Raw genomic sequence first — 26,109 nt, 5'->3', positions numbered from 1 at the left:
CGTCGTTGCATCGATGGCGAGGCTGTTCATCGGGATCTAGTGAAGCGTGTATGGATCCAGGTGAATTCTTTTATCAGGCCAGCATGGCAGCCAGGGTCGACACGCAAAGCACTACGCAGGTGGCGAAGAAGCTGCTGAGCATCAGGGTTTCGAATTTCATGGCGGTACTCCTGTAAACGGTTGGATGAGGCTTTCGAGTGTGTTGTTGCAAGCTCGATGCCAACCGCGCCAAAGCGGCGAAAACCGCATGGGAATGCGGTTTTTCAGGATACGGAGGAGAGCGTGACGATGTCCGCGGACGCTTGTCCGCACTGTCCGGACAGTGCGGTCACCCACCATCGGGTCGTAGGTTGGGTTACCTCGGACTTGATCCCTGTCTCTTGATCACATCTTTACGCTCTGCCACGTCAGCGAAATCGAGGTGGCTCAAATGCCCCAAACCCTTCCATCTTTCCGCCGTCATCCCGGCGAAAGCCGGGATCCAGCGACTTTACACGGCGAAGACACTGGATCCCGGCCTTCGCCGGGATGACGATATGAAAGGTTTTTGGCTTACTGGAACCACCTCGATTTCCATGAAAGCCAAAACGAAAGATGTGATCAAGAGACAAGACTTGATCCGACGGTAACCCAACGATCTGAGACGCTTTGACAAAACCAATCGGGTTACCCCCCGGAGCAGGTCCGGGGTAACCCAACCTACAAGCGCGGTTCGTCGCTGCGTTTCAATCGTCAAAAGGCTGCTTGCCCAGCGCGCCCACCACGTAATCCACAAAACAGGTAATGCGCGAAGCGAGTGTGGTGTTGCGGTAGTAGACGGCATTGATCGGCTGGCGCACGTCCAGCGTTTGCCGGGGGAACAGCGGCACCAGCCGGCCGCTCTTGCGATCGCCGCGCGTCATGAAGTCCGACAGGCAGGCAATGCCCAGTCCTGCCAGCGCCATCTGCCGGATGGTTTCGCCGCTGGATGACGCAATGTTGGGTTTGATGTGCACGGCATTGCCATCCGCACCGCGCAGCGGCCAGTCGTTCAAGGTCTCCGGCTGGTTGAAGCCGAGCAACTGGTGCTGGCCGAGCTGTGCCGGTTTGGTCGGCGTGCCGTGGCGTTCCAGATAGGCGGGGCTCGCAAGCAAGCGCACGCGGCTGCTGCCGATCGGGCGGGCGTGCAGAGTGGAGTCTTTCAGCGAGCCGATGCGAAAGGCCACATCCGTGCGCCGCTCGATAAGGTCGATGATGCCCTCGTTCGAATTCAGTTCCAGCTCCACCTCCGGATAGCGTGCGCGGAAACCGTCCAGCAGCGGCACGATCACGTGCAGCATGAACGGTGTTGCGGCATCCACGCGCAAACGTCCCACCGGGCGCATGCGCCGTGCAGCCATCTGCTCTTCGGCTTCGTCCACCGAGGCGAGGATGGCGCGTGCGCGTTGCAGAAAGGCTTCTCCTTCCTCGGTCAACTCCAGGCGCCGGGTGGTTCGTTGCAGCAGGGTGGTTTGCAGCTTTTCTTCCAGGCGCCCCAGCGTTCGGCTGGTGGCCGAGATGGTGAGCCCCAACTGCTCCGAGGCCGCCGTGATGGAGCCGGTATCCACCACCGCTACGAATGCCTGCAATTCGTCGAGGGTGCTTTTCATATTTGATTTCAAATCAAAAGTATTTCCCTTATACGCGGCTTAATCTGCAAATGTAAAGCGAGCAGACTGCGCCTCTGCATTCCTCGTTCAACGCTACCGGAGTCATTCCATGAGCATTCCTTCCTTTGGTGTCGGCACCTTCCGCCTGACCGGCCAGACCGTGATCGACTCGGTGCGCAACGCGCTCGAACTCGGTTACCGCGCCGTGGATACGGCGCAGATCTACGGCAACGAAGCCGAGGTGGGCCAGGCGATCGCCGAAAGCGGTGTCCCGCGCGGCGAGTTGTTCGTCACCACCAAAATCTGGGTGGACAATTACGCCAAAGACAAACTGGTGCCCAGCCTGCGCGAAAGCCTGGAGAAGCTGCGTACCGACCACGTCGACCTCACCCTCATTCACTGGCCGGCGCCGGGCAATGGCGTGGCCTTGTCCGAGACACTGAGCGCGCTAGCCGAAGCCAAGGCGCTCGGCCTGACGCGGCAGATCGGCGTATCCAATTTCAATATCGAACTGACCAAGCAGGCGATTGCCATCGTCGGCAAGAACGAAATCGCCACCAACCAGATCGAGCTCAGCCCTTATCTGCAAAGCCACGTGCTGACGGCGTTTCTGAAAGAGCAGGGCATCACCGTCACCTCGTATATGACGCTGGCCTACGGCAAGGTGCTGAAAGACCCCGTGCTCGCGCAGATCGCCGACAAGCACCGCGCAACCGTTGCGCAGGTGGCCCTGGCCTGGGCGCTGCAACTCGGCTACGCGGTGATTCCCTCGTCGACCAGGCGCGAAAACCTCGCCAGCAATCTGCTCGCCCGCGGGCTGCAACTGGATGCCGACGATATGGCAAAGATCGCCAGGCTCGAACGCAACGGCCGCGAGGTCAGCCCGCAGGGCCTGGCCCCGGTGTGGGATTGAAGGAGACACATCATGCGCAACGACATTGATCCACTGTTCCAACCGTACACGCTCGGCACACTGCAATTGCCCAACCGTATCGTGATGCCGCCGATGACACGCTCGCGCGCCAGCCAGCCCGGCGACGAGCCGAACGACCTGATGGCCCGGTATTACGCCCAACGCGCCAGCGCCGGCTTGATCGTCAGCGAAGGCACCTGGGTGTCGCCGCTAGGCAAAGGCTATGCGTGGACACCAGGCATCTACACGCCCGCGCAGGTGGCCGGCTGGCGCAAGGTGACCCAGGCGGTGCACGATGCGGGCGGGCGCATCTTCGCGCAGCTGTGGCACGTCGGCCGCCTCAGTCACACCAGCCTCCTCGACGGCCGCGCGCCGGTATCTCCCTCCGCGATCCAGGCCGAAGGGGTGAACGTGTTTGTCGCCGAAAGCGATGGCCAACCCGGTTTCGTGCAGGCATCGCAACCGCACGCGTTGCAGATCGACGACATCCACGCCCTGGTCGACGACTTCCGCCAGGCTGCGCGCAACGCCATGGCTGCCGGCTTCGACGGCATGGAATTGCACGCGGCAAACGGCTATCTCGTCAATCAGTTCATCGATTCCAATGCCAACAATCGCACCGACGAATACGGCGGCTCGCTGGAAAACCGCCTGCGCTTTCTCGCCGAAGTCACCCAGGCGATGATCGAAGGCACCGGCGACAAGGGCCGCGTAGGCATCCGCCTGGCGCCGCTCACCACGCTCAATGGTTGCGCCGACGCCGATCCGCAAACCACCTACATCGCCGCCGCCGAGCTGCTCGGCAAACTCGGTGTGGCCTATATCCACATCGCCGAAGCAGATTGGGAAGATGCACCGCACATGCCTGCCACCTTCAAGCGCAAGCTGCGCGAGGTCTATCCCGGCGCGCTGATCTACGCCGGCAAGTACACCGCCGAGCGCGCACGCAGCGCGTTGAACGAAGGCTGGGCCGACCTGGTCGCCTTCGGCCGTCCCTTTGTCGCCAATCCCGATCTGCCGGAACGCCTGCGCATCAACGCACCGCTCAACGTGCACGATCGCAACACCCTGTTCGGCGGCGATGCGCGCGGCCTCACCGACTACCCGGCCATGGCCGTGTTCATGCCGTAGCCGATAGCGGTTGCGAATAAGTACGAAGGCATGCACCGATAGCACGTGCGACGCCAGGGAAAACCCCGCACACGCACATCATCCCGAACCCATATACAGGCAACGCCGCCGCTTATTAGCCTGATACCGTCATCGGCGCACTTCGCTAATCCCGAACGCCGATGACCCATGCAGCAATGCTTGGAGAAGCGCGGATCGTGAGAGCACCAACTCTCACGACCCGCTAAGTCAAACCAACTATCAGAGAGTTGATCATGACCTCCATGGATCATACGGCAGCCTCACGGCATTTGGTTCCCATCGAACCAAAATCTAAATCCGCTTCGTCCGTCGACGATGCACGCCGAGCTGAGCGTGCAGAGCGGGAGCGACGGCAAAGCTACGCGTCTCAACGGGCCGGCACCGCGCTTGCCGTGGCGGTGATCGAGGGTCTGCTCAAGGCTCACCGCATCTCCAAGTACGCAGGCGACACCGGCAAAAGAACGAATCTCTTGCCGCTCAACCCGGTGCAACAGATCGGCCTGGAGACCGCCATCGACCTCCTGCATCTTCACGTCGACACGCTCAGCCACGAGGGAGGTGGATAGACCGGGCGTGTCCGTGTGACGAGGTCATTGGGCGCATGGCGTCAGAAACGATGCGCCATTTTCGGCACGCTGTAGTGAGAGCGGCGTGCCGGTTTTTTGATGAATAAAAGACTTGCGTTCCGGCCAATCGAGCGGGCGCTTTATTCGCGCCGTCGAGACTTGCGCGAATAAGCCACTGCGCCGAGTACGATGGCCGTCAAAAAGGAAGACAACGCTACCGTTTCATTTGTCTCAGTCACTTCAGGTGGTGCATCGCCGACCTGCGTCACTTTGATGAGCTTCGGCTTCAAGAAGAAAGACGGCAGCAAGACATAGTCGCGACGGTGATAGCTGCTGCCCTGCGAAAAGCCATCGCGGCCGCCAAGCACCAGCGGCATTTGTCCAGGGTAAGCCATAAGTACACGGTCAAACGCAGGCAGCGGGAAAAAGTAGGTGTACACCACGGATGGCAATAAAAATGGGATCAGTAAAAATCCAACCAAAGAGAGCAGTAGCAGCACAAAGGATGCTTTCTTTCCCAAGTCGTTTATTCCATAAAAGACCAATGAGCGCCCCGGCTTTTCGGTTAAGCACCGGCATGGCGCATGCTGCTTCGCGTTACAAATGGAAATGCTAAAGCGATATGGATACCACTGAAGACATAAGCGCGTGCATTACACAAGCATCTCACTCACAGTAAGTATCTGGCTCGCAAAAGCAAAGCTCCTGAGTTGAAGGACCAAAGCGTCCGTTTTAATCTCCAGCGCACCCAAATCATCCGACTGGCGACGAAGCTCCTTTTGAACGACATCACTGGCCAAAACGAGTTGTTCAAAGTTTAGTGAGTCGCGCGATTCTTCGATGGCCCGTATGGCGGCCTGATCCGCAGCTATATAGGCCACCCGAGCCGCATATGCAGCTTCCTGAACATCGCAGGTCATCAGGCATCGAATGACATATGTCAATGAGTAAAGGGTATGCTCACTGTAAATATGGAGCGGAGCCCAATCAGTCTGTTCTTCTGGATACAGAGACTCGACAATTTTCAACTGTTCGGACCAGTGCGTATCGTCGCTCTTTGCGGAATCGACAAACTCCCACAATTTTTCAACTATACGGCGTGGTACGGCGCGCGCTTCGGGCGCGAATTTATCCGCATAAGCCTCGTAAGCATTTAGCTGCCGTGTTGCGCAACACAAAGCAAACGTGATGGCAGATTTTATTTGAAGTGTAGAAAGTCGTTGAACCAATGAAGGCTCATCAAATATTAAAATGTTCATAGCAGCGGTGCACGCCATACAGCTGTTGTTGGACTGGTAATGGTTCCGCCTGATTGCTGAATTGCCTGCTGGCAATCAGGGCAAAACGGTCTCGAAGTTGCCATAAATGATGGTGCATATCCTTGCGTCTCAGAGGTCGATAGAACTGTTATTTCCGCGTGCGCCCTTGACTGCTTTCCCAAAATCTCGCCTGCCATCTGCGTGGCACGCTGTGCTGGCTCTAAATCTCGACCGCCTTGTCCGAGAATTCTAACCCCCTGTGTAGTATCCAAAACTGCCACAGTTCGATGATTCTGAGCAACCGGATCGAGCATGGCCGCCAGCTCTTGGGCTCGACTTTCTGCTGTAACTGCTGGCTTCAGTTCAGGAGCTATTTTGACTGCGCTGAATAACACGTCAGCCAGTTTATTCAGTCCCGCAGGAATGGCGCCAAGTTCAGGTTGTTCCGCAACTAGTGGCTGCGTAAGTTGATCTGCAACTTCCATGAAGTTGTCCGCAGCTTCTAGCTGCGCCACTTGCACGTGATCAATTAAAGCAGGGTCATCCGTGCCCAACTCGTTAGCAAGCGGTAAAGACTGCCTGCCGTTCGGGTCGATATTCAGAATTGGATTGTTATTTGCGTAGCCGTACCGATTGAACTTGTAGGCATTGCCCGGGGCAATGCCTACCGGATCGACACTTAGGAAATGCGCAATTACTGGGTCATAGTAACGCGCCTGCATATAGACGAGGTTCGTCTCGGGATCATTAACGTGCCCCGTGTAACCCGGTCCGCTCGGCGATGTGCCTAAAGCTGTTGTTCCATAAGGCGTGTAATCGTATGTCTGTGTGATGTTGCCATTGGCATCAGCTTCTGCAAGCGGCGTGCCCTGCGGATCGGTGTAGACGTAAGTGACTGTCCCCTGTTGCTGAGCGTGTAATGCACTGCTCGTGATTAAGAAGAGTAGGTAAATAAACAGCTTTATCCAAAGCCCGCGGCTTCCCTGACCAGCCATATTTCTTCCTCATTGTCCCCTAACGGTGTCAGCAGGTTACCCTAAAGCAGTTCGCCAGTAACCGTCCTGAGAATTAACAATCAGTGCAATGTTGAGTTCTGGCAAGAGGCGGTCCTTGTAGACGTCGGGGGCTAGCCGCCTAATGCGTATGAGGGCACGGCCTGCAAATGGACCATTGGTGTCGGCCATGCTGGCCCTGCAGTCCATCAAGGGGAAGCCTCAGGGTCAGAGTGCAGTTCCTCACGAACTCTTTCCATTTCTTGCGTTGCGCTGGCCCCGGATCGGCCTGGAACCGCCATCGACTTCCAGCATCATCACATCGACACGCTTAGCCACGAGGGAGGTGGATAGACCGGGCGTGTCCGTGTGATGAGGTCATTGGGCGCATGGCGTCAGAAATGATGCGCCGTTTTCGGCACGCTGTTGTGAGAGCGGAGTGCCGGCTTTTTGATGAATAGAAGACTTTCATCCTGGCCAATCAGGCGGGCGCTTTATTCGCGCCGTCGCGACTTACGCGCATAAGCCACTGCGCCGAGTAGGATGGCCGTCAAAAAGGAAGACAACGCTACCGTTTCATTTGTCTCAGTCACTTCAGGTGGTGCATCGCCGACCTGCGTCACTTTGATGAGCTTCGGCTTCAAGAAGAAAGATGGCAGCAAGACATAGTCGCGACGGTGATAGCTGCTTCCCTGCGAAAAGCCATCGCGGCCGCCAAGCACCAGCGGTATCTGTCCGGGATAAGCCGTAAGCGTCTGGTCAAACGCGGGCAATGGGAAAAAATGGGAATACGCCGCGGGCAAAGAAAGCGCGGCCAGTAAAAACGCAACGACGAAGAGTGATCGCTTCACGGAGGGTCCGTCCTTTCCAAGTCGGTGACTGGGCAAAAGCCTAATGCCATGCGCGGAAAAAGCGTAGGGTCAATGTGATCCAGGGGATGGTTACCCATCGCTGGCTTTCAGGTAACCTCCTGAAATCCATGAAACATCAACGAGGCTCGCTGATATGCGTCCGCTTTAGGTGGGTGGTCTCATTGCTCCATTGTTTGCCCCACTGATGTTCTTTCTAGTTATATCGCTTTGTAGCGTGGCGACAGATGGGTGGGTTCAAGGAACTCACGACTGGCAGGCTGGCGTAGCGGCAACGGTGGCATTCGTTCTACCCGTGAGTTACCTCGCGACGTGGCTTCTTGGCATGCCGTGCATCTACTGGCTAAAGAGACATTCGCGTCTGTCCACTCTCAACACCTGTGTTGCGGCGGTCCTATGTGGCGTGGTTGCGATGTGGGTCGTTCAATTTATCGGCAAAGTAGGCCCCCTCAGTTGGCGACCACTCGCTTTTGGAGCGCTAACCGGCGCAGGGTTGGCTGCATGTGTGGTGTTGCCCATGTGCTGGATTATCGGGATATCGAAGCGAGCCGACGTTGGCGGGTGAAGACGCATTTTCATTTGCAGCGATAGTTGGTTTGGTTCGTCAAACCCGACGCCTAATCTGAAGTAGATAAGCAAATTACTCCGGATAAAAATAAATGAATGTTGAAAGCAAATATATTTTGGAGATGAAAGAAAAGGCCGGCGCAGCGTTCAAGCGACACGACTTTCAGCTCGCGCTCGCACTTTCGGAGAAGTTGGTGGAGGAAAACGTGCCGTCGGCATTTTTTACCTGCGGCTTGATCATGGAAAGAGGCTGGTTGAATGGCGTTGCAGATCTTGAAAAGGCTTTATTTTTCTATAGAAATCTCGCCATAAAGTTTAATGATGATGAAGGTTATCTCGGCTGTGTCCGAATTTTTCTGGCGCGGCGCGAACTGGTTAATCGAGAGAAGGCCATGCGCTATTGCCAGGACGCGACACGAGGGCGTCTGAGGCATCTTGCCTACCTGCTCATGGGAAGAGTCTATGAAGAATTGTATGAAGTACCCGAGTACACGCTGGCCAGGAAAGCGTATTTAGCGTCATTTTTTTCGGGATCGGCCTGGGCTTTACGAAAATATGCTTTGTCACTCAAGAAGTCTCATCAAATCGTCGGCAGCGTTTTAATCCACATCGTTGCTACGGTGGTCTCTCCCATCATGGTCCTGTTTGGCGGAGTAAGGGTCACTCGTAAAGGGTGATGTTCACGCCTCACCCAGGCAACGAGCCTGAGTGAGGCGCGCACTTCTTCGTGAACCTTTTGAGCATGATGCCGTGTGCTGGAATTGATCGGCGCGTGCCTAACGTCCGCGGCCACCGTAGTTGCCGGAGATCGTGGCCGGTGGGGCCGAAGGGGTAAAGCTACTCTGCATATTGGTGAAGTTGTTCAAAACGTCGCGACTGACCAGGCCCAACTTGCCGGTGGAGTCGTGCCCCCAATACCAACTGCCAGTCGGTACGGGACTGGCCGAGACATACGCGAAATGAACGTTGTAGCCGCCCGTACTAAGCGCGTCGGTTTGCAGCGCCAGGTTGATGATGAACTGGGACGCCATCGGCTTCCCATCTTTGTCCTTGGCCGGCGTATGGATCATGTCGGCCAAGTTGCTGCGCAGCAGCTTCATGAGATCGGGCGAAAGTTTATAAGCCGGCGAGATATCGGTAATTTTGCCCTGTGCATTTACGTGCACCAATACCGGCTCGATATCGTGGTTATTGGCATAGCCCAGCGTCGCCGGCCCGTCGGCAATGGCATTCATACTGCCGAGCAACACGACGATTAAAGCGGGAATCACTAATGCGCGCACGTCATTCTCCCTGTGACAGTTGGCATTGAGCTTCTTACGCTCAGTAAATCGCCGAGTCAAGGAGCAAAGCGATAATGGCCCGATAACCTCTTTGTTGGTCTAGTAAAATTTTTATAAATTCATTTATGGGGCGACCGGCCTTTTCGCAATTGGAAATGCGAACGAGGTTAGCTTTATTGAGATTATTCAAGCATTTGATCAATGATGCTGATTTCCATCATTTGATCTGAATTATGCGTTTGGTTGAGGTCAACCCCGGAGCTGAGTCTGGAGGTTCCCTGCGGTGTTTTGCTCGATCATTCCTGCAAAATAAGCGTTACATCCAAACTGATCGAGGCCTTCAAAAAGGCTCGCCGTCACCCCAGCGAAAGCTGGGGTCCAGCGACTTTCCCGCACAGAAGCACCGGGTCTCGATAAGTCATCGTTCTTGAGGCTTAAAAGTTGTCACCAAGAGATCGAAACCATATTTGCGCCCAATAGATTTACGTGATCTTGAACGATTATCGATTCTCCCGTGAATGGTCTACCGTATGCACGAGGTTGACAGGTGGTGACGTCTTCGGACGTGATCTCGTCTCGATAAGTTATAACCATCGGGCAATTCTTGTATGAGCTCACGCCCAGCACCGTCGCCTGGGTCGTCACCGGATGCCCGGGCGCAAGGATCACGACGAAGCGCAAAATGGCACGAGCACAAAACCAGCTTATCGGCACGAGTACGGCAAGGAGGAGGACGCCTCTGGCAGCAGCGGAACCCGGCGTAGCCTGTAGTGTGGCGCCACTTCTGTCGTGATATCTGAATCCGTTGCTTTTTAGCTTCTTCCACCACAACCAGGTGATGGCCGCCGCTAAGAGGCAAGCCGCCGGTGGGAGCAGATATTCGGTGACGAAGGGTTTCAGGCCCACCCCGGTGGAAGTGGACAGGCTTATTAACAGGAAAGCGGGGCCACCGATCAGCATGAGCAACATAAAAGAAATGCCGACTTTCAATTGCTCGTCTGCGGAATCCTCGATCGGTGTCGCATCGGTGCTCATAAAAATGTCCGCGTCAATTTATTAGTTGCGCTTTGCGTTGGGCAGAATCAGTGGCGTAAAGCGCGCTATGTCCCACGATAATTTATCCCAGTGCGCTCGCGGCAATCGTGTCATTGGTTGAATGAGAGAGGAGCTTTCCGAATGGTCTCGGTAAAGTTCACTCCGATCCCAGCTTTCGTCGTCTTAGCGCGAACTCGATCAGTATGCCTTAGGCGCTGCGGTGCACTGGCCTTCGAGAGTAGAGAGGGCGTGTTCGGTGAGGTTGAGGATGGCACCTCGCTGCACGTTCGCCACCAAAGCCTTGCCGGTGGTGTCGTAATTCCAGCCCCTCAGCTCGATCGCGTTGCGCGTGGTGCAATTGAACATTACTTCGCTGATGCGAGTGGTATAGCTGTCGGCGCCGACGATCTTTGCAGGCGAGTAGTCGGCCTTCAGCCAGACATAAACGTTCCCCTTGGCGCGTATCGCCCAGGACAGGTCGATCGAATAAGCCGTTCCGGCCACGGCCCCACCGGAGTACCACACCGGTACGGTGCCCTTCCGCAGACGTTGACCATCCTTCGCATCAGGCAGTGGTTGCTCGATGAGGCAGCCGGGATGCATGGTGCGACTCGGCCTTGATAGATGGTCTGCACCGAGGCACAAAAGATTCGGGCCCGACGAGCTGGTGTCGCCGGAGTTGTGGGTCATCGCGCTGGCAGTACCCACGCCCGCAGTCAAAGAAAAGAGAGCCACGACAAGCGTCCATTTGCTAGGCACGCTGTTACTCCTACGTCGCATGGAAGGATTTAAACGAAGCTTTCAACATCCGCCCGGGTTTAGGAAATCTGGGTCAGAGTGCGCCTTTCCCTTGGGGAGGTGCACTCCGACTTCCGTTTCGCCCCCGCCACCGTTCAATCAAGGCTTGGGCGACGGATAGTTGCAGCCCGTGAAGTAGCAGAAGCCTGACGCGTTTGGATTTGAAGTTGCTGTCGAGAGCCACGTTCCCGGATACGAAGACGGAGCGGGGTAGGGAGATGGCGAGCTCATGATGCCGTAGCCTGGCGTGTCTTCTGCCTGGAATGCCCTGAAGTAAATGAAGTACGTGAGCCAAGGGAAGTTTTCCTGGCTCAAAGTAACGGCATCGGCCATCCACGTCGCGGCCGTAGCTTGCGAGTCCGTTGGGCAGGAGGATTGCGCGGTAGAAGCGCATACCGAGTATCCGGTTTCAGAGAAAATCATCGGTATGGACCCGTCTCCGTGCTGCGTAAAGACGTTGTATACCGTGTTATTGGGTGTTACCCAGGTCGAGGTTGTTGCGTCGCCAAGAATGTAAGGGTGCCAGCTTCCGCCGTCAAAATAGTCGCGATGATTTTTGCTTGGCCACGATCCAGAATCGATATCTGCGTAGATGGAACTGACGAAGTTCGCCAAATTTTGAAAAGTGCCGTCGTACTTCATGTTTCCATTTTCGTCGGGCTCCGTAGGGCTCGGCGGCGGCATAAACACGACCGCATTCGGAATTTGACCGTGTATGGCGGCATGCGCGGCGTACATCAGGTCAGTCGTGATGGCTGCGGATTCCTGCGGGGTAAAGTAGGCAAGGTGGCCCGGGCAAAAATTGTCTGCTGGAGAAGTGTCGGGTAGCAGCAGTCCGTTTGTTTCGTTGGCGGGTTCCCAGAATTGGATTGTTGGAAGCGCCTGAGCCATGGTGGCTCTCGCTTGTGCATAGTTGCTCAGGAACGTCTCATAAGCACTGCCTGGCGTGGTATTCCTGCATGGGATGTAGTCTGCAATGCCCCCTGTCATCCATGCTGGATATCTACCATCCATTGCAATAACCGTTATGCCGTTGCTCTGTAGTTGGGATACGGCCTCCTGAGCTAATGCCATGTTCGTAGTGTTGACCTGTGTCGGGCTCTGGAGCAAATCATCCGAGAGCGTCCATAGCCTTACTACCCGCGCGTTGATGCCGTTTCCATTCAGGGCATTGACTTGGGCACTGATAGTCCAACCGCTGTATAGGTTCGCATCTTCAACCATTTCCTCGCCGATACCCAGGCTTCCGGCTCCGGCCGGCACGGTCGATGCATTTTGTGGCTGCCCGCAGTAGAAAAAGCGGTAATCAACATTAGGCGTGCCAAGTGCTGGATAGGCGGTATAACCAGCAGGACAGGTCAAAGGGGTCCCTGTTGCGGGATTGGTGTAAGGATTACTTCCATCCCCCGTCATGCCGCCAAAATACATGACCGCACTAGTGGAGTCGTTTGAGTGCGGCCTGTAGCAATAAAAGAGATTGTTGTCGACATTCGGAGTGCCGAGAACCTTTGCCATGCTGTAGCCTGGAGGGCAGCTATCTGTGTGCGTGAAAGGATTGACGTAGTAAAAATAGCCTTTCCATGGGACCGCATAATAAGCGGTGCTGCCAGCCAGTCCGACCATGCCGCCAAAATCGTATAAGGGCGCTTGTCCGGCGACGTGCTGACGTCCGCAAAAATACATTGACCAGTCGACGTTGGATGTCCCGTAAACGAGATACGCGCTGTAGCCATCCGGACATGACGCTGCGTTGGTATAGGGGTTGGGATATATCCCGCCATTGGTGTACCCGAACATGCCACCGAAGTCCCACGCCGTATCTGCATGGGCAGGAGACATTGCGAGCAGCAAAACGGAAAGCATCCCAGCTATGAAGCGCATCATACGCAGGTCCTTCGATTGCATAAGTTCCAGATCCCCTGAAAATTTCCGTCGTTAGCCAGCAGTTTCTTGTGACGGTGAACGAGTGAGAGTCTCGGGGCTGGAGGTAGCAAGACCCATTCAACTACCTCCAGCCGCTATCGACATCGGCTTACCAGTTGTACGCAATCTTCCCAAACCAATACCGCCCGTCGAATCCGAACGGCGACAGCGACGAGTATTGCAGGCCGACGGCCGCGTATTCGTCACCGGCGATATTGGCCAGGAGCACCTTGGTGGGATATTGGTTGAACAGATTGTCGACGCCCGCCGAGAACGTCCATTGGCGCCAGTTGTAAGAGGCGGTGAGGTCGGTGATCCAGCGAGCGGCATAGACCTGCCCGGTCGACGGAGCGCCGAAGTCGTTGATGGATTGCGGTGTATCGATGCTGATTTCGCTCACCTCGCCATAGCGGGTGACGTCGGCGTGCAGTTTGAAATGGTGGTAGTTCCAGTCGCCGCTGAACACGTACTTGGTGCGCGGCGTGCCATCGGTGAGCAACGCCTGGCTGTACGGGCCGAACAGATCCGGGTTGGTGACGCCGTTGACGCTGATCCGGTTGTAGTTGGCACTGACGCTGCCGACCAGGTTGCCCCAATTGCCCAGGCTCTCGGTGCCGTTGAACACGACATCGGCGCCGCGGCTGGTGACATTGGCGCCGTTGAGGAAGAACTGGATTTCGCCGTATTGTGGATAGTTGGGGTTGGTATTGTTCATCTGATCGCTGTAGACGATCTGATGATTCACCCGCACCTGGTACAGATCCACAGTGCTGCTGATGTTGTTGTTGGGCTGCCAGACACCGCCCACCGAAATATTGGTGGATTGCTCCGGGGTAAGCGGCTTGGCGCCGTAGGAGATGGCCAGCGGATTGTTTGGCCTCAACGTGCCCACCTGGACCAGCTGCTCGTTCTCCACCAGGGTTACGGTGGAGCTGTAGTTCATCTGTGCCAGCGAGGGCGCGCGGAAGCCGTTGGACACCGTGCCGCGCAGTGCGAACGTGTCGGTGAACTGGTAGCGCGCCGACAGTTTGCCGGCGGCCACGCTGCCGATGCCGTCGTCGTAGTCTTCGAAGCGGCCGGCGGCGCCGACGGACAGCTTGTCGCTGACGTCGTTCTCCAAGTCGATATAGACGGCCCCGTTATCGCGTTTCCAGGTACCGGCAAGGCTGGGCTTGATGCCGCCCCATACCTGCGAACCGGCCGTGTACACGTCGCCGGTGTTGGGATCGATGGTGTTGGGGTTGAAGTACCAGGATGCGGCATCGCCCGAGCCGATGGCGTAAGTATCCTGTTTGAATTCGGCACCCCAGGCCACCGACAGCGGGTTTTTCAGGAAGCCCAGATCGAACTCGCGGTTGGCGTCGAAGTCCAGCGTGAACAACCGGGTGGTGTAGCTGCCGGCATAGAAGGATGTCGGTGAGTAACCGGTGGAGTAATACAGGTTGCTGTTGATCGAGTTGTCAATGTTGAACTGCAGATTGTTCTCGCCGTAGTTGGCGGAAAGATCCCAGTTCCAGCCCAGCGCCCGGCCACGCACACCGAACACGCCTTGGTAGTCCTTGGTGGGGTTGTCGAAATGCGGCAGGAACCCGTCCGGATAAACGGCCGGTACGTTGTTGTCGTAGTTGTTCCAGAAGCGCCAGAAGCCGTTGGAGCGGGTGGTGCGCTTGCTCAGATCGAGATAGCCGTACAGCTGGGCGGCGCTGCTCAGGTCGTATTGGAAATTGAGCACCGCCTGGTAGATCTTCTGCGCCGGTTCGCCGTAGCGCTCGTAAGGTGTCGGCGGCGGGAAGTTGGTGCCGTAGAAGACGGCCGGCGGATAGTTCACCGTGGGGTCGGTGACCGCGGCCCGGTTGGTGCTCATCACGCTCTGGTAATTGAAGGACAGGCGCAGCCACCCCGGCGCGGTGCCGCCGTTGACGGCCTTGCCCAGCGGAATGGCCGTGGAACCTTCCACGCCGTTGTTGGCGCCATCACCCTTGTCCATGATGCCGCCGTAGGTGTCGATCTCGCTCTTGCCGGCACCCGGGGCGCCTTTGAGGATGACGTTGACCACGCCGGCGATCGCATCGGAGCCGTATTGCGCTGCTGCGCCATCGCGCAGCACTTCGATGTGGTCGATGGCCGACATCGGAATCGAGTTGAAATCCACCGGCGCGGAGCCGCGGCCGACCGCGTAGTTGTAATTGATCAGCGAAGAGGTGTGATAGCGCTTGCCGTTGACCAGCACCAGCACGTCGTCGGGCGAGAGTCCGCGCAAGGTCGCGGGGCGCAGGCCATCGTTGCCGTCGGTGATGGCCGTGTGCGGAAAGTCCAGGGAGGGCAGCAACACGTTCAGTGCGCTGGCAAGATCGGTCTGGCCCGTGGCCTGCAGATCTCCGGGTGAAATCACATCGATCGGCGAGAGCGATTCGGCCACCGTGCGATCGGTGGTACGCGTACCCGTAACAATAACCTGCTGCAGCTGCTTGACGTTGCTGCCCTGCTGGGAGCTGTCACTTTGCGAGGCAGTGTCTTGTGCGTGGAGTGATGAAACAGCCAACCCTGCGACAACCAACGACAGCCACAGTGCGTGACGTTTGCATGGCATGCCCTTTCGGCCAACGGTCATAAAATCCCCTCTTTGATTTATGGACGCAAGTACAACGGCATTGATGGAATGATTCGTCCATCAGCGCATTGGCGCTCCCCAGCACCAATGTTTGAGCAATATGCCAAGAAGATCCGCGCAACGTGTTGCGCGACGCAGCATCGACCCACGCTTGCGCGTGGCTGACAAAAACCCGTTCGGCGGCGCAGTGGCGGAGTTAGCACGTGAGCTGGTGAATTTGGTGTGATCCAGCGCTCGGCACGTACCAGGCGTGTGCTTCGTTGGTGACTGCACGTGTACCGCGGTGTCTGGTTGCACGAGGCAGCAGCCAAGGCAGGCGACACCGGCTTTGCCGCGTGAGGCGGACTTCAACCGACAGGCTCCAGATCATCCGGAAAACGGGATGCCCAATCCCAGTCGCCATCGGGCACCGCCTTGGCGCTTCGCCGCCAGGCCCGGTTGAGATGCGCGTATACGTGACCCAGGTCTATGCGAAGGTCTTCATCGCTATAGTCCGGATCGTGCTCGATATCCTTTATCAGGTTTCCGAGATGCTCCAGGGCATCTTCGAGCTCATACATAAATGAGCACCATTCAACCGGTTGAAGTTGCTTGTCGATCATCTCGCACCTGGTTTATTTCGCTTGGGTCAAGGTGGCCATGTCCGCCTCAAGTGGCGGAACACTGGCTATCTTTTAATGAGTTTGACGGCGGATTGCCTGACTTTGACGTCACATCCGGTTTCCAACTCCAGGACAAGTAGCGGATCCGGATGCAGCTCCACTATCGTCACCAGCGAACCAAAAGAGCCCGCCAGTTCTCCGGATACAACTTGAACGTAATCGTTGTGCATAAAGCGTACGCCGGGTATCGCTTCGCGGTTTAGAAATGCCTGGCAGATATCCACGTGCTTCCCCTCACATTCCATTCTTTCACTAGTTTTCATACAAGCGACGGTATCCGTGCCACTCAAACCCGCGATCGGTGATGGACATCTCCGGGTATGAAACACCATTGACCACCTGGGCATCACGGCGTATCAGTCGAAGCTTCTTATCGGGATCGAACACGAGGCTCAAACCGGTATTGGCAACCTGACACTGCATGACACCAGGGCCGCTCCCAAAGCAAAAGCCCAAATCGAGCTTCTTTCGAACGTCCTCCATGGTCTGCATCGGGGCAGCGTACGGCTTCAGTTTGGCCAGAATTTCATCCCGCGTGGAACTTGCGTAAATAATCGCATCTATCTCTTTCGCAGTCCGATCAGTCGACGTGTTCGACTGTTGCTGACCCGATGCAACGCTTGGATTCAAAGTCACAGTGAGCCCGGCAAACAAAATTGCCAGAGCGGAACACAAGGGGTGGCGAAACGAGTTCATGGATACCTGCCGGGTTTCGTGAGGTGAAAAGTGGCGATTGAAATTAAGCGAGCATCTTCCATGCTGGGCACGGTGGTCGAAAGCGGACGTTTACACGTGACTGGCTACGCAACCACCAGCACATCACCGTTTTCTACGGTAAAGCATTCGTATTGATCGTTATCGCTGAAAATTTCCAGCACGGTGCCAGAATCGAAAGCCAATTCAAGCCCGCCGTCGACAGCCGCGTTGGCGCTTTTGATTCCGTCCCCAAGCAGCGAAAACAATGCCACCGCGTCCTCGATCTCTCCCTCGAATCGCTTCAAGGGAGGTCTGGATTGGCCGATTGCAAATCCGCCAAAGATCTTGATGACTACTTGCCGATCTCCAGCGATGGTAGATGCCCCAGTGCTGACGCAAATCTGATCAATGTGGACTCCGGCAAGAAATGAAAAATCGGTGTTTCGATCAAGTTTGTACACGTGAATTTTCCCAGCTGCTAGCCGGCGTACGAGTTGATGAGGTGTTGCCTGAAATCGAAAGCCGATATCTTGCAGGGTCAAAAAGTTACGCGCAAAGAGTAGCGATATTGCCGGCGAACGCGATCAAGGCACGCATGCACGTGTATCGAGCGCGTGCATTTTCATTCCATGCGTCCTGGCCGGCACTGCATGGAAATCACTTTTGCGCTTTGGCCTGCAGTCCTTTGACATAACCAAGCTCGTTGATCGATCTCTGATCTCCCGGGCTGATAGCGAGGCAAGCGTTGTACTTCTGTGTCGCCTCGTCGAGCTTGTGAAGTTCGACCAGCACGTAGCCTTGACCGCGCAGGGCTACGCAGCGGAGCGCGGTCTGTTTCTCGGGCGCCGCGAAATCGGCGACGCCATATGCACTCTGAAACGTATCCAGCGCGCTTGGCCAGTTCTTTTCGTTTTCGTAGACATCCCCAAGCTCGGAGAGAAACTGGGAATTGAATGGTGAGAGCGCCAGCGCTTGCTTGAGACTTTCCTCGGCATGAGGCAGATCGTTCATGGATCCATACGCGTAGCCACGAAGAAAATAAGCCAGCGCCCAGTCCGGTTTGCTCAGGACCACCGAACTCTTGTGATTCTTGGAAGCGATGCCTGAATAGACGAGCGCCTCCGGCAGGGTTTCGGCGCAATAGATTTGCTGTTTGCTATGCGCGTAGGCCGTCTCGTAGGTGTGGATGACTTGCGCGAGCGGGCCGTTGATGGCATCGGCGTTCATGCCCGCCTTGATCTGCTCCATAGCCTGCTGAAGAAGCTTCTCCTGGGCCGCATCGTCAACCGGCGAGCCGGCCGATGTTTCAGCGGCTGGTGCCGCAGGCGCCGCCTGCGCACAACAAGCTGCGCCCCATCCCAACGCAAGCAAGACAAATCCCGTCCGTAAAACCCCAGCAGCCATACGCCCCCGCTCCCTTGGCCTGATTTTCCAAAAAGCCTAATGCGACTTCGCCATGCGGTGCAAGTAACGCGACGCAGGGCTTGCCGATCTCCGGGGGAACTAACCGGCCCAATTGATCCTTGGCATCGCCGTCAAAATTGGGGCGTCTGCAGGTGCTCACCAGTAGCTGGATTTTCTAGTAATGCGCGGTAGATGCTTCCGGTTGAAGGCGGGCACGTGGCGCACCTCCAAAGCTGCCTGCGCGTGGCTAGGTGTCGCGCTTATCAAACGCCGATGTCGGCGTGCCTTGGTGAAAGCGCATCTTCCATCCGTCTTCGGTGTGCTGCCACAGCGACGCTCGATTTGTGTAGCATTCGAGCTGATCCAGGGCGGCCACGTGAGCAGAGCGATATATCAAAAGCGCCACATCCGGCGCCAATTGCTCCAACTCGAAATCCTGCGACCAGATGACGGGTTGAACTCCCTCGTTGACGACGTGGGCAACGATGTCTTCTAGCGAATATTGCATGCCTGAGCGGCCAAGCTCGCGGAAGGCGGGATGCAGGAGTGCCTCAAGACGCGCCTGATTTGACCGCACGTGAGGATCGTGGAGCGATATTTCCAGCACGCGCAGGGTTTCAAGCAGCATCGCCGTTTACTCCGCATGGATGGGCGTAACTATGTGCGTAGGATAAAAGGCTTGAATGTCAGCTCCGTGTTGCGAGCATGCCGGATTGTCGACTCCGGCATCAAATTCAACGCACCGATGACGATTTCCGTTAGAAGTGGCACTGCCAGTGCGGCACAGGTGGCGACCCAAAGTCGCGTTCGCTTTGGAACGATGGCCAAAACCAGCGTAGCTATGGAACAGGTGTACGCATCTATCTCCTTCGACGGATCGTGCTCCATCCACGGCCTGGCGAAAAGCAGATGAGCCACCGACAAACCAATGATCGCTAACCGCAAAGGCCAATTTAGATTCCACTCCCGCGTTAATCTCATCTCGACTTAGGCTTGCGCTTGAACAATTGTTACGGCGTCGGCCTCGGGTTTGGATTGAAGGCAGGCCGTGGAGGGTAGGGCAAAAAACAATCGGCTAATATCCGTCCGCGGAGATAGTCATGACCATTCCCCCTAGCTTGTTGTCTTCTCCGTACTGGATAGTGACGTTGCTGCCGCGTTCCTCGGTGCCGTAGGAAAACGAAACGCCCACTCGAGCCAGCTGAAGCATATCCGCAAAATGAGTACCAGCGGACAGGCATTCGATGGCGCGCAAGGCGTTGTTTCCGGCAAATTCAACTTGTCCGTGCTGCATCAAGTAATCGCACGTGCTCTTGGCAGGCGCGAATCCGCCATCAAGACACCGCTTTTCGAAGAAAACATTCTTTGGCGAGCTTTTGAAGCCACGTCCCCAGGAGGTATGAAACTCGAGGGTTCTGGTTTCGCCTTTCCCGACCGAAGCGACAAAGGTCTTAAGTGGCGAGCAAAACGCATCCTTTTGTATTCCCGCTGATGCCGTGCCGGGAAGGATCGCAGCACATAGAAGCAGCAGAGCAAGTCTTTCCGAAGAGATGTGTTCTTTCATCGGTTCCCCTGAATTCACTTCAGTGCACGTGCCCGCCTTGGATCGCCGGCAATCTCGCGTGATCCACTTGACCGGGAAAAACGACCATCAATTTCGATGGCGGCAGTACCGGCAACGAGCTGAAATCAGACATCTGCAATGCCCTGAATCACGACACGATTTACCCGCCTAGTGGCCGACAACCCGGTCCCTATAGCCTTCCCAATCTTCAATGCTGGCACCCAGCAATTGCGCAAGCTGCACGCCCGAGCTGCAAATCGCGAAGCATTCAGCCACTGCAGAAGGCAAGTGAGGCGCCTGATCTGCGCTCGTAAGTATGGTCATAGGCATTTCGGCTTGCGATTCGCTTCTGCCTTGAGCATTGAAGATGACCATATCCCCGGCGACGGCTATGTCATAGACGAAGAAAATGAGACTCTTCGAAAAGCCTCGTAGGTGAAATGCACAGCCGGTAAATTCATCATCGGTTTCGAGCCCTTTTGCGGAAAGCTCGACGTGCGATCCGTCAGGAAATTCGACGAGATAAAATCCAAACCGATCCTCGGGCTGCTGGCAGACCGTGCGGAGAACCGACAGGACGGCAGCGCGATCTACTTGCGCTGAGGTGCCTGAATCGAACCGTTGCAGGAACAGGTCAAAACTCACATTGCCCTCCTTGCACGCAAACATTCACTGCAATCATTGACGTCGACCGCCAAACTTGGGTGAGATCGGGCCCAGGCATCTCCTGACCATTCACCTGGAGTCGATTTATACAGCCCTTGCCACTAACTGGTGGTCCTGTCTCGACATGCTTGCTGCGCCTTGATGATCAGGTCATAGACCTCGCGCACGTTACCGATCAAGTCAAACGTCGGTGGCTGGGATTTGGCCATGCCCGGCCATGGAGTGCCGGCCATCCAGGCGCGACCTGGCGGGGTCGGCCCAAATTGTATCGAGCCGGTTCGATTGGATTGCTCGCTAAGCGTGATGTCGGCCATAGCGGCAAGTGGCAGGCTTTTGACCTCACGGGACAACAGGCCGCTGACGATGATCACCCGTTGACTCGTCACGCCGTACTCGGTTCGGCCACGCAGGTATGCATCGGCAAAAAAACGACCGACGATCATATAAAGCCCGATGAGCACGAAAGGGACGCCCCAGATACCGAAGAAGAAGGGAGCGTCCTTCGACAGCACCGAATATTCCCAGAAAACGGCAAATCCGCCCCAGAGCAGGGTGAACGGAATGGTCATAAGATCGCTTGGCCGGAAAACGACTCCCCGCCGCGGCACGCCGCTCCACAAAAGCCGCTCGTCGCGGCCAAGTTCGCGCAAGAGCGACTGCGGATTCGAAACTGTCATCATTTTCCCCTGTTGATGGCCGCCGAATATAGCCAGCCTGATCTGATTGGCGATTCCACTTCCTTAGCGCATTCCGTCGGCGGGTGGCGCCGTAAGAGGCTACCTATGAATGCCCCTCGCTGTCGAATACTTTGATGTCCGCTTCGGGTTGCGGATTCAGACAATGAAACTATCGCGCTTGGGCGGTAGCGGACGCCTTTCGTCGCGACACAAAGAAAAGAAAAAGGAAAAAGAGAGAGATACCCAAGAGCTCAAGCCTTCCAAAGATTCCTACGCGCTCGTAACCGTAGGGCGCGAAGTGCAGAAGCGCTATCGAAGTCACCAATACGAGCCACAGCAAGAAGGAAGTGCTTAAAAGCAAATAGCCGCTGCTCTGCAGGCGCAAGAGGTTCCATGACCCAAAACATCCGACAATGGCAAACGCCATAATGCAAGAATTAAAGAAAATCCAATGCAATTTCCATTTCGTTGGATCAAAGGAATAGCCCATATGGGAAGCCAAGAGGCCATATCCGTGTGCGTCGGCGTCGGTTCTATAAATGCTCATCGCACATATTACGAAAGTAAATCCCCAAGCCAGTGACATGAGGACACCAACTATTCTTGAAAAAATACGCATGGTCCTTCCCCTTGTTCTAGTCAATGTTTCCACGACTTGGAACTTTTCCACTGAGCCGATTAGGGTTTTGGATTAGGCACCATCGACGCAGCAGCTGTAGTAATCGCTCAATCATTAGTGTGTTGCATCGAGCGGTTGAATGCGATGTCGAGAGCAGTCACTTCGAGCCATCATTGAAATGTCATTCCGTACCGGTCTTCACTTCGTTCACCCCCTGGCGTGCAAGTAGGTGAAATAGGTCAATAAAGACCTCGGCATTTGGGAAGTCTCCCTTCTTTTCCACATAGGCAAAAGGTGTAACCGTGATCTGGCTCCCCGCGTCATTCAGTCCAACCATGGCAATGGCTTCTCCGAACTCGTTTCTTATGTGGTACCAGTCGAACCCGAATCGGTCGCGAATGATCAAGCCGAGAGCATAGCCAAGGCCTAGAATGACGCACTCAAGTTCCGGTCGATCCGGAGAGGTGTCAAGCAACCAGGATGTACGAAGGACATCAAGGAATTCAGCCTTCGCTGGAAAGCCCTTGGCGACGTTGATCTCAGGCAAATATCTTGAGCTGAGGTCGCTAAGGTGTGGGTAGCTTTCGCGCTTGAGTAAGGAAATGTCCGCCTGAGTGAGCAATCGCTTTGAAGTTTCAACCATTGCCTAGCCCCTTGGTAAAACCTTATCACTGAGAGACGTGCGCGATGTACGTAGTGCCGCCAAGAATTTCGAAAGGACCCTCTGTGGACCGGATGCGGGCGTACCTCGCTAGATGCGCACATCTGCTTTGGGGGTGATCCGCCATCGCAGAAAAGTCATGGCAGTGCTTCGATCTCCGAATCGAACACGTCCCCAGCCCAACGAATACTTCCGTCCGCGTTGCGGCAAACAACCATGCCCATGGGCTCCCCATTTGGGCCGGTATATCCGTGATCGAGTTCGATGATATCGCCAGCCTTGGCGCTGGGACCGTTCCCGGCGGCTTCATCCACTCGTTCAGGAGGGATATTTACCAGTAGGCGAGCTTTTCGCGGGCTACGACGTTCCATGCACGACCTCACACATTGATTTAGCGGGCTTAATACCGACCTACATTCCATTGTCCATGCTAGCTGCTTCGGGTCGGAGGCGGACATTGGCAACCCGACTACGCTCAGCCTTATAACCGACCAGTCTCAAACGATCTCTCCCACCCATCGGCGCTCGTCACGCGACCCGCTTCGAACGTGAACTCCATTCGGTACACGCTTTTGCCTAGGCTATCGATGAACTCGACTTCAACCTTTTGCTTTGAGCACGGGTCAGCCGGCATGTCCATGTAATCCCAGCCAAGGAAACGATACGTGTCCGCTTTCATCGCTTGTGCAAGCGCGCGAGCGCCATCGACTCCCGTTCCCAAGGGACGGGCGACGTCGCCCGCACCAAGGTTGAAACTCGCGGAGGGGGCGACCAACGCAGCAAGCCCTGCATCCGAGCTTGCTGCACGCTTGACCACGTCAATCGCCCGAAGGCTCAGGAATTGGTTCAATTCACGTGAGCCCGATATTTGCGGCAGGCCGCATCCGGAAGGCCCTGCGAATGCGGGGCCTGCAGCCAATGCCAATGCTAAAAGTACGCTTACCGCGGAATTCCATCGGCGCATGGCAGTCATCCTTGCGGGATCATCAGGTGTTTTCTTCGGGCGGCGGATTCAACTGGCGAAAACGGACATGTCACCCATGGCGCCGAGTCACGCGGAGAGTTTGGCTCACCGTCACTGACTTTGAGCACCCATCTCCGCTGCATCTAATGAGAATCTGCCGACCCGCTTTGCTGTGCAGCCCTTCTCATTTGCGCTTGCTTCGCGGAAATCTCCTCGGTAATAACCTTTAAGCGCTCCAAGGATTGTTCCAATCGCGCTCGTTGCTCGGGCGTCAGGTTCAGAGATTGTTCCTGCTTTGGGCTCGTCGCATCGTCTGGCGTGATCGTCATGGTCGGCTTGGTATTGGTCGCGCCAGGGCAAGGATGGTCCTGGTATGCCGTGGAGCCATCTTGCAGTTTGCATTTGAAAATCGACTGGCCATGAGCGGCGACTGCGAACAAGCTCAAAATCGCAAATAGATAGAAGCGCATTTCCCCCTCCTGAGTTGTGCGAACCCCACTTTAATAGCGAGAACACCCCGGCGACAACGGATGGACGTATGCAATCCCGCCCAGGGCCAGGTCGGTAAACCTGGATTGGGTGGCCGGCCAGCCACGTGCGTCTCGCCATAGCGGCGCATGGGCCGCCGCGAGTTTTTGCGGCGCCGATGAGAGCCTGGAGCACGTGCTGAGGTCCGCTATGGGTTGCGTTGACCGGCTGAGGCCGCCGTCGGAAGTGGACATCCGGCAAATTAGTTATGCGTCACCTAAGGCCTGCTTTTGAACACTTGATCAGTCCCGCTGAGCTCCGCAAGCGGCGCAGAAGCTTGCCTTGGCCGAGCGTAATGGTTTCCCGCAAGAGGCACATGGTGGACCATACAGGCTACTGCGATGATGCCATAGAGCTTGAACGTCGGACTCCTTAAAGCCTGTGAGTTCTCGATATCGCATCAAAACCTCTCTGCCAAAATCCTGGCGCAAGGTTTCGCTTAGTAACACCTCATTCTTTTGGCGATAGCGCTGAATCTTAGAAATTACCTCGGACAATTGAGGCTCGATGACGGCCCATTCTTGTTCGTCGAGCATCGAAACATCTCGTTCGCATCGCCAACAGTAGAGAGTCTTGGCCATAGGTACCTTTACGTGCCCAATGAATGTCCGCCTAGGGTCGAAAGCCGGCGTAAGGGCTACGGCTTCCCTCTCAGATTGTTAAAGATGGCAATCGCAGACCAAAAGGTCGCAAGCGTCGCTATTCCAGCTACTTGGATATGTCCCCGGGATTGAGTGCAATCCTTGCGTGAGGGATATCGGCCCAAAGTGACAGTGAGCATTGCAACCCGTCCCAAGTGGAAAAGCACGAAGTCCCAGATGATCACTTCAAAAATGAATCTGGTGATTGCCTTGAAAACATCGACGATGGTTTCGCGCACCTATCCCCCTAAAAGACCAAAATGCCCACCTTTTCGCTTTGGGTCGAAAGCGGACAGCGCACACCTCCGGAAGCAACTATTGCCGCTCCACCGGCTTGACGGCATTAATGAGAATGCCGACCAGCGCATCGTATTCAATAATGCTCTTCGATATGAAGAATCTCCTTCCATCGTAGAGCTTGATGCGGAGACCACGATCGTACCGAGAATCATCCATATCCATCTCCGCTATGTCGCTCGTGTTGAAATGCCGCTTAAAAATCCCGGAAATGGTGACCTGGTGGCAATTTATGATTAATCGATACTGACGCGTGTAGTACGCGCCTGCTAGTCCAAGCAGTGAAAAGCCTCCGCACAATGCCAAAGCTATAGCATCATGCCCAAGCCACAGCGGCGCCATTGCAAAAAGTATGCTTGGCAAGAGGCTCACATAGAAGGTACCCGCGGGGAACTTGTAGATTTGCATCGTCCCGATCCGTTGGCGAAGATCTTCTTCTCCAATCGGAGACAGGGAAATCATCGCTATCGCTGCGATTACGATTGACAGCGGAAGTACAAATAAAATCATGTCGCGCAGTCCCTGGATAGCCATCACGAGATTACGTAAAGCGAGATGCAATGTCAGCTTAGGGAGCGGACACTGCCAGCCCGATCAACTAGTCCACGACAAACAACTTGGCCCCCATCTTCGTATACGAGCGATGCGGTTCCGCACCGTCACCGACCTGATAGCTCATGCCAGGCCTCAAGGTGAAGGTGCGACCATCTTCGAGCTCCGTGTGAAGCTCACCTTCCACGCACAACAGGATGTGTCCTTTGGTGCACCAGTGATCTGCAAGATAGCCGGGCGTATATTCGATCATCCGCACCCTCATGCTGCCGAACTGTTGGGTGCGCCAATAGGCGAGGCCGGATTCACCCTCGTGTTGGGTCGCATCCACGGACGACCAGTCGGTTGTTCCAAATGGGATGCCTGAGATTTCCAAAGGAGTCGCCCTTTCTTGGCTGACGAAGTCGGAAGCGCGATGATGCCACGTCCGTCATGGGTCGAAAGCGGAAATTGCCTTAGCTTTCAGTAGACTCTAGTTCGTCTTGATATATCGCATCCAGCTAGATGGTCGATCCATCCGATGCCGAGCACTCAACCTCGTAGGCGTCTGCATACATCTCTAGGATCGTCCCAACGTCTCCG

The 26,109-nt window shown here is 55.8% G+C and carries 29 protein-coding genes; 5 read left to right on the top strand and 24 right to left on the bottom strand.

What is annotated here, in order from left to right; translation table 11 throughout:
* Window positions 1-50: 50 nt before the first annotated feature.
* Window positions 51-176, top strand: coding sequence for a hypothetical protein (locus tag ISS99_RS23510; RefSeq protein WP_275578131.1), 126 nt, complete (start codon window positions 51-53; stop codon window positions 174-176).
* 549 nt (window positions 177-725) lie between these two features.
* Here ISS99_RS23510 and ISS99_RS08595 read toward each other — a convergent pair.
* A complete protein-coding gene (locus ISS99_RS08595; RefSeq protein ID WP_204631201.1) occupies window positions 726-1,628 on the bottom strand; it encodes a LysR family transcriptional regulator in 903 nt (300 codons plus the stop codon).
* 109 nt (window positions 1,629-1,737) lie between these two features.
* On the opposite strand from ISS99_RS08595, the gene dkgB reads away from it, so the two are divergent.
* From dkgB to ISS99_RS08580, 3 genes are all read left to right on the top strand, one after another.
* Window positions 1,738-2,541, top strand: a complete 804-nt coding sequence (gene dkgB, locus ISS99_RS08590) for a 2,5-didehydrogluconate reductase DkgB (protein ID WP_204631200.1) — start codon at window positions 1,738-1,740, stop codon at window positions 2,539-2,541.
* Between the two features lie 12 nt (window positions 2,542-2,553).
* The gene (locus ISS99_RS08585; protein WP_204631199.1) at window positions 2,554-3,672 is read left to right on the top strand and encodes an alkene reductase; all 1,119 of its coding nucleotides are present in this window, start codon (window positions 2,554-2,556) and stop codon (window positions 3,670-3,672) included.
* Window positions 3,673-3,926: 254 nt separating this feature from the next.
* Window positions 3,927-4,259, top strand: coding sequence for a hypothetical protein (locus ISS99_RS08580; protein WP_204631198.1), 333 nt, complete (start codon window positions 3,927-3,929; stop codon window positions 4,257-4,259).
* Window positions 4,260-4,399: 140 nt separating this feature from the next.
* On the opposite strand, the gene ISS99_RS08575 is transcribed toward ISS99_RS08580, so the two are convergent.
* The 4 genes from ISS99_RS08575 to ISS99_RS08560 all read right to left on the bottom strand — a co-directional run bounded on the left by ISS99_RS08575 (window position 4,400) and on the right by ISS99_RS08560 (window position 7,361).
* Window positions 4,400-4,780, bottom strand: coding sequence for a hypothetical protein (locus tag ISS99_RS08575; protein ID WP_204631197.1), 381 nt, complete (start codon window positions 4,778-4,780; stop codon window positions 4,400-4,402).
* A gap of 132 nt (window positions 4,781-4,912) precedes the next feature.
* On the bottom strand, window positions 4,913-5,518 hold the full coding sequence (locus tag ISS99_RS08570) for a DUF416 family protein (protein WP_204631196.1): 606 nt from the start codon (window positions 5,516-5,518) through the stop codon (window positions 4,913-4,915).
* Window positions 5,515-6,513, bottom strand: a complete 999-nt coding sequence (locus ISS99_RS08565) for an RHS repeat domain-containing protein (RefSeq protein WP_204631195.1) — start codon at window positions 6,511-6,513, stop codon at window positions 5,515-5,517. The genes ISS99_RS08570 and ISS99_RS08565 overlap by 4 nt, the downstream gene beginning before the upstream one ends.
* 491 nt (window positions 6,514-7,004) lie before the next feature.
* Entirely contained in the window at window positions 7,005-7,361 is a 357-nt protein-coding gene (locus ISS99_RS08560) for a hypothetical protein (RefSeq protein ID WP_204631194.1), read from the bottom strand.
* Window positions 7,362-8,038: 677 nt separating this feature from the next.
* Here ISS99_RS08560 and ISS99_RS08555 point away from each other — a divergent pair.
* Window positions 8,039-8,623, top strand: a complete 585-nt coding sequence (locus ISS99_RS08555; protein WP_204631193.1) for a hypothetical protein — start codon at window positions 8,039-8,041, stop codon at window positions 8,621-8,623.
* Window positions 8,624-8,722: 99 nt separating this feature from the next.
* Here the strand turns inward: ISS99_RS08555 and ISS99_RS08550 are convergent, their stop codons facing one another.
* From ISS99_RS08550 to ISS99_RS08460, 19 genes are all read right to left on the bottom strand, one after another.
* Window positions 8,723-9,229, bottom strand: coding sequence for a hypothetical protein (locus ISS99_RS08550; RefSeq protein ID WP_204631192.1), 507 nt, complete (start codon window positions 9,227-9,229; stop codon window positions 8,723-8,725).
* A gap of 444 nt (window positions 9,230-9,673) precedes the next feature.
* Window positions 9,674-10,264, bottom strand: coding sequence for a hypothetical protein (locus tag ISS99_RS08545; protein ID WP_204631191.1), 591 nt, complete (start codon window positions 10,262-10,264; stop codon window positions 9,674-9,676).
* Window positions 10,265-10,462: 198 nt separating this feature from the next.
* Complete coding sequence (locus ISS99_RS08540; protein WP_204631190.1) at window positions 10,463-10,999, bottom strand: hypothetical protein; 537 nt, start codon at window positions 10,997-10,999, stop codon at window positions 10,463-10,465.
* Between the two features lie 162 nt (window positions 11,000-11,161).
* Entirely contained in the window at window positions 11,162-12,967 is a 1,806-nt protein-coding gene (locus ISS99_RS08535; RefSeq protein WP_204631189.1) for a hypothetical protein, read from the bottom strand.
* 127 nt (window positions 12,968-13,094) lie between these two features.
* Entirely contained in the window at window positions 13,095-15,575 is a 2,481-nt protein-coding gene (locus ISS99_RS08530) for a TonB-dependent receptor plug domain-containing protein (protein ID WP_204631188.1), read from the bottom strand.
* 368 nt (window positions 15,576-15,943) lie between these two features.
* Window positions 15,944-16,198, bottom strand: a complete 255-nt coding sequence (locus tag ISS99_RS08525; RefSeq protein ID WP_204631187.1) for a hypothetical protein — start codon at window positions 16,196-16,198, stop codon at window positions 15,944-15,946.
* Between the two features lie 65 nt (window positions 16,199-16,263).
* Entirely contained in the window at window positions 16,264-16,482 is a 219-nt protein-coding gene (locus tag ISS99_RS08520; protein WP_204631186.1) for a hypothetical protein, read from the bottom strand.
* Window positions 16,483-16,510: 28 nt separating this feature from the next.
* Window positions 16,511-16,954, bottom strand: a complete 444-nt coding sequence (locus ISS99_RS08515; RefSeq protein WP_204631185.1) for a hypothetical protein — start codon at window positions 16,952-16,954, stop codon at window positions 16,511-16,513.
* Between the two features lie 104 nt (window positions 16,955-17,058).
* A complete protein-coding gene (locus ISS99_RS08510) occupies window positions 17,059-17,415 on the bottom strand; it encodes a hypothetical protein (protein ID WP_204631184.1) in 357 nt (118 codons plus the stop codon).
* Between the two features lie 196 nt (window positions 17,416-17,611).
* Window positions 17,612-18,358 (bottom strand): tetratricopeptide repeat protein, encoded by a 747-nt coding sequence (locus ISS99_RS08505; protein ID WP_204631183.1) that lies wholly within the window; start codon window positions 18,356-18,358, stop codon window positions 17,612-17,614.
* Window positions 18,359-18,605: 247 nt separating this feature from the next.
* Entirely contained in the window at window positions 18,606-18,986 is a 381-nt protein-coding gene (locus ISS99_RS08500; RefSeq protein WP_204631182.1) for a nuclear transport factor 2 family protein, read from the bottom strand.
* Between the two features lie 447 nt (window positions 18,987-19,433).
* Window positions 19,434-19,922, bottom strand: a complete 489-nt coding sequence (locus ISS99_RS08495) for a hypothetical protein (protein WP_204631181.1) — start codon at window positions 19,920-19,922, stop codon at window positions 19,434-19,436.
* A gap of 168 nt (window positions 19,923-20,090) precedes the next feature.
* A complete protein-coding gene (locus ISS99_RS08490) occupies window positions 20,091-20,567 on the bottom strand; it encodes a hypothetical protein (protein ID WP_204631180.1) in 477 nt (158 codons plus the stop codon).
* A gap of 122 nt (window positions 20,568-20,689) precedes the next feature.
* Window positions 20,690-21,265: a PH domain-containing protein gene (locus tag ISS99_RS08485; RefSeq protein ID WP_204631179.1), complete on the bottom strand. Its 576-nt coding sequence runs from the start codon at window positions 21,263-21,265 to the stop codon at window positions 20,690-20,692.
* A gap of 800 nt (window positions 21,266-22,065) precedes the next feature.
* Window positions 22,066-22,527 carry a hypothetical protein gene (locus ISS99_RS08480; protein WP_204631178.1) on the bottom strand — a complete coding sequence of 154 codons (462 nt, stop codon included), beginning with the start codon at window positions 22,525-22,527 and terminating at the stop codon, window positions 22,066-22,068.
* Window positions 22,528-23,026: 499 nt separating this feature from the next.
* The gene (locus ISS99_RS08475; RefSeq protein WP_204631177.1) at window positions 23,027-23,509 is read right to left on the bottom strand and encodes a hypothetical protein; all 483 of its coding nucleotides are present in this window, start codon (window positions 23,507-23,509) and stop codon (window positions 23,027-23,029) included.
* Window positions 23,510-23,652: 143 nt separating this feature from the next.
* Window positions 23,653-23,979, bottom strand: coding sequence for a DUF4124 domain-containing protein (locus ISS99_RS08470; protein WP_204631176.1), 327 nt, complete (start codon window positions 23,977-23,979; stop codon window positions 23,653-23,655).
* Between the two features lie 1,014 nt (window positions 23,980-24,993).
* Window positions 24,994-25,512 (bottom strand): hypothetical protein, encoded by a 519-nt coding sequence (locus ISS99_RS08465; RefSeq protein ID WP_204631175.1) that lies wholly within the window; start codon window positions 25,510-25,512, stop codon window positions 24,994-24,996.
* 61 nt (window positions 25,513-25,573) lie between these two features.
* Window positions 25,574-25,903 carry a DHCW motif cupin fold protein gene (locus tag ISS99_RS08460; protein WP_204631174.1) on the bottom strand — a complete coding sequence of 110 codons (330 nt, stop codon included), beginning with the start codon at window positions 25,901-25,903 and terminating at the stop codon, window positions 25,574-25,576.
* Between the last annotated feature and the right edge of the window lie 206 nt (window positions 25,904-26,109).

Source organism: Dyella mobilis, assembly GCF_016904945.1.
Taxonomy (GTDB): Bacteria; Pseudomonadota; Gammaproteobacteria; order Xanthomonadales; family Rhodanobacteraceae; genus Dyella_B; species Dyella_B mobilis.
The sequence above is the reverse complement of the archived record's forward strand: the minus strand, read 5'-3'. Positions and strand labels throughout refer to the sequence as shown.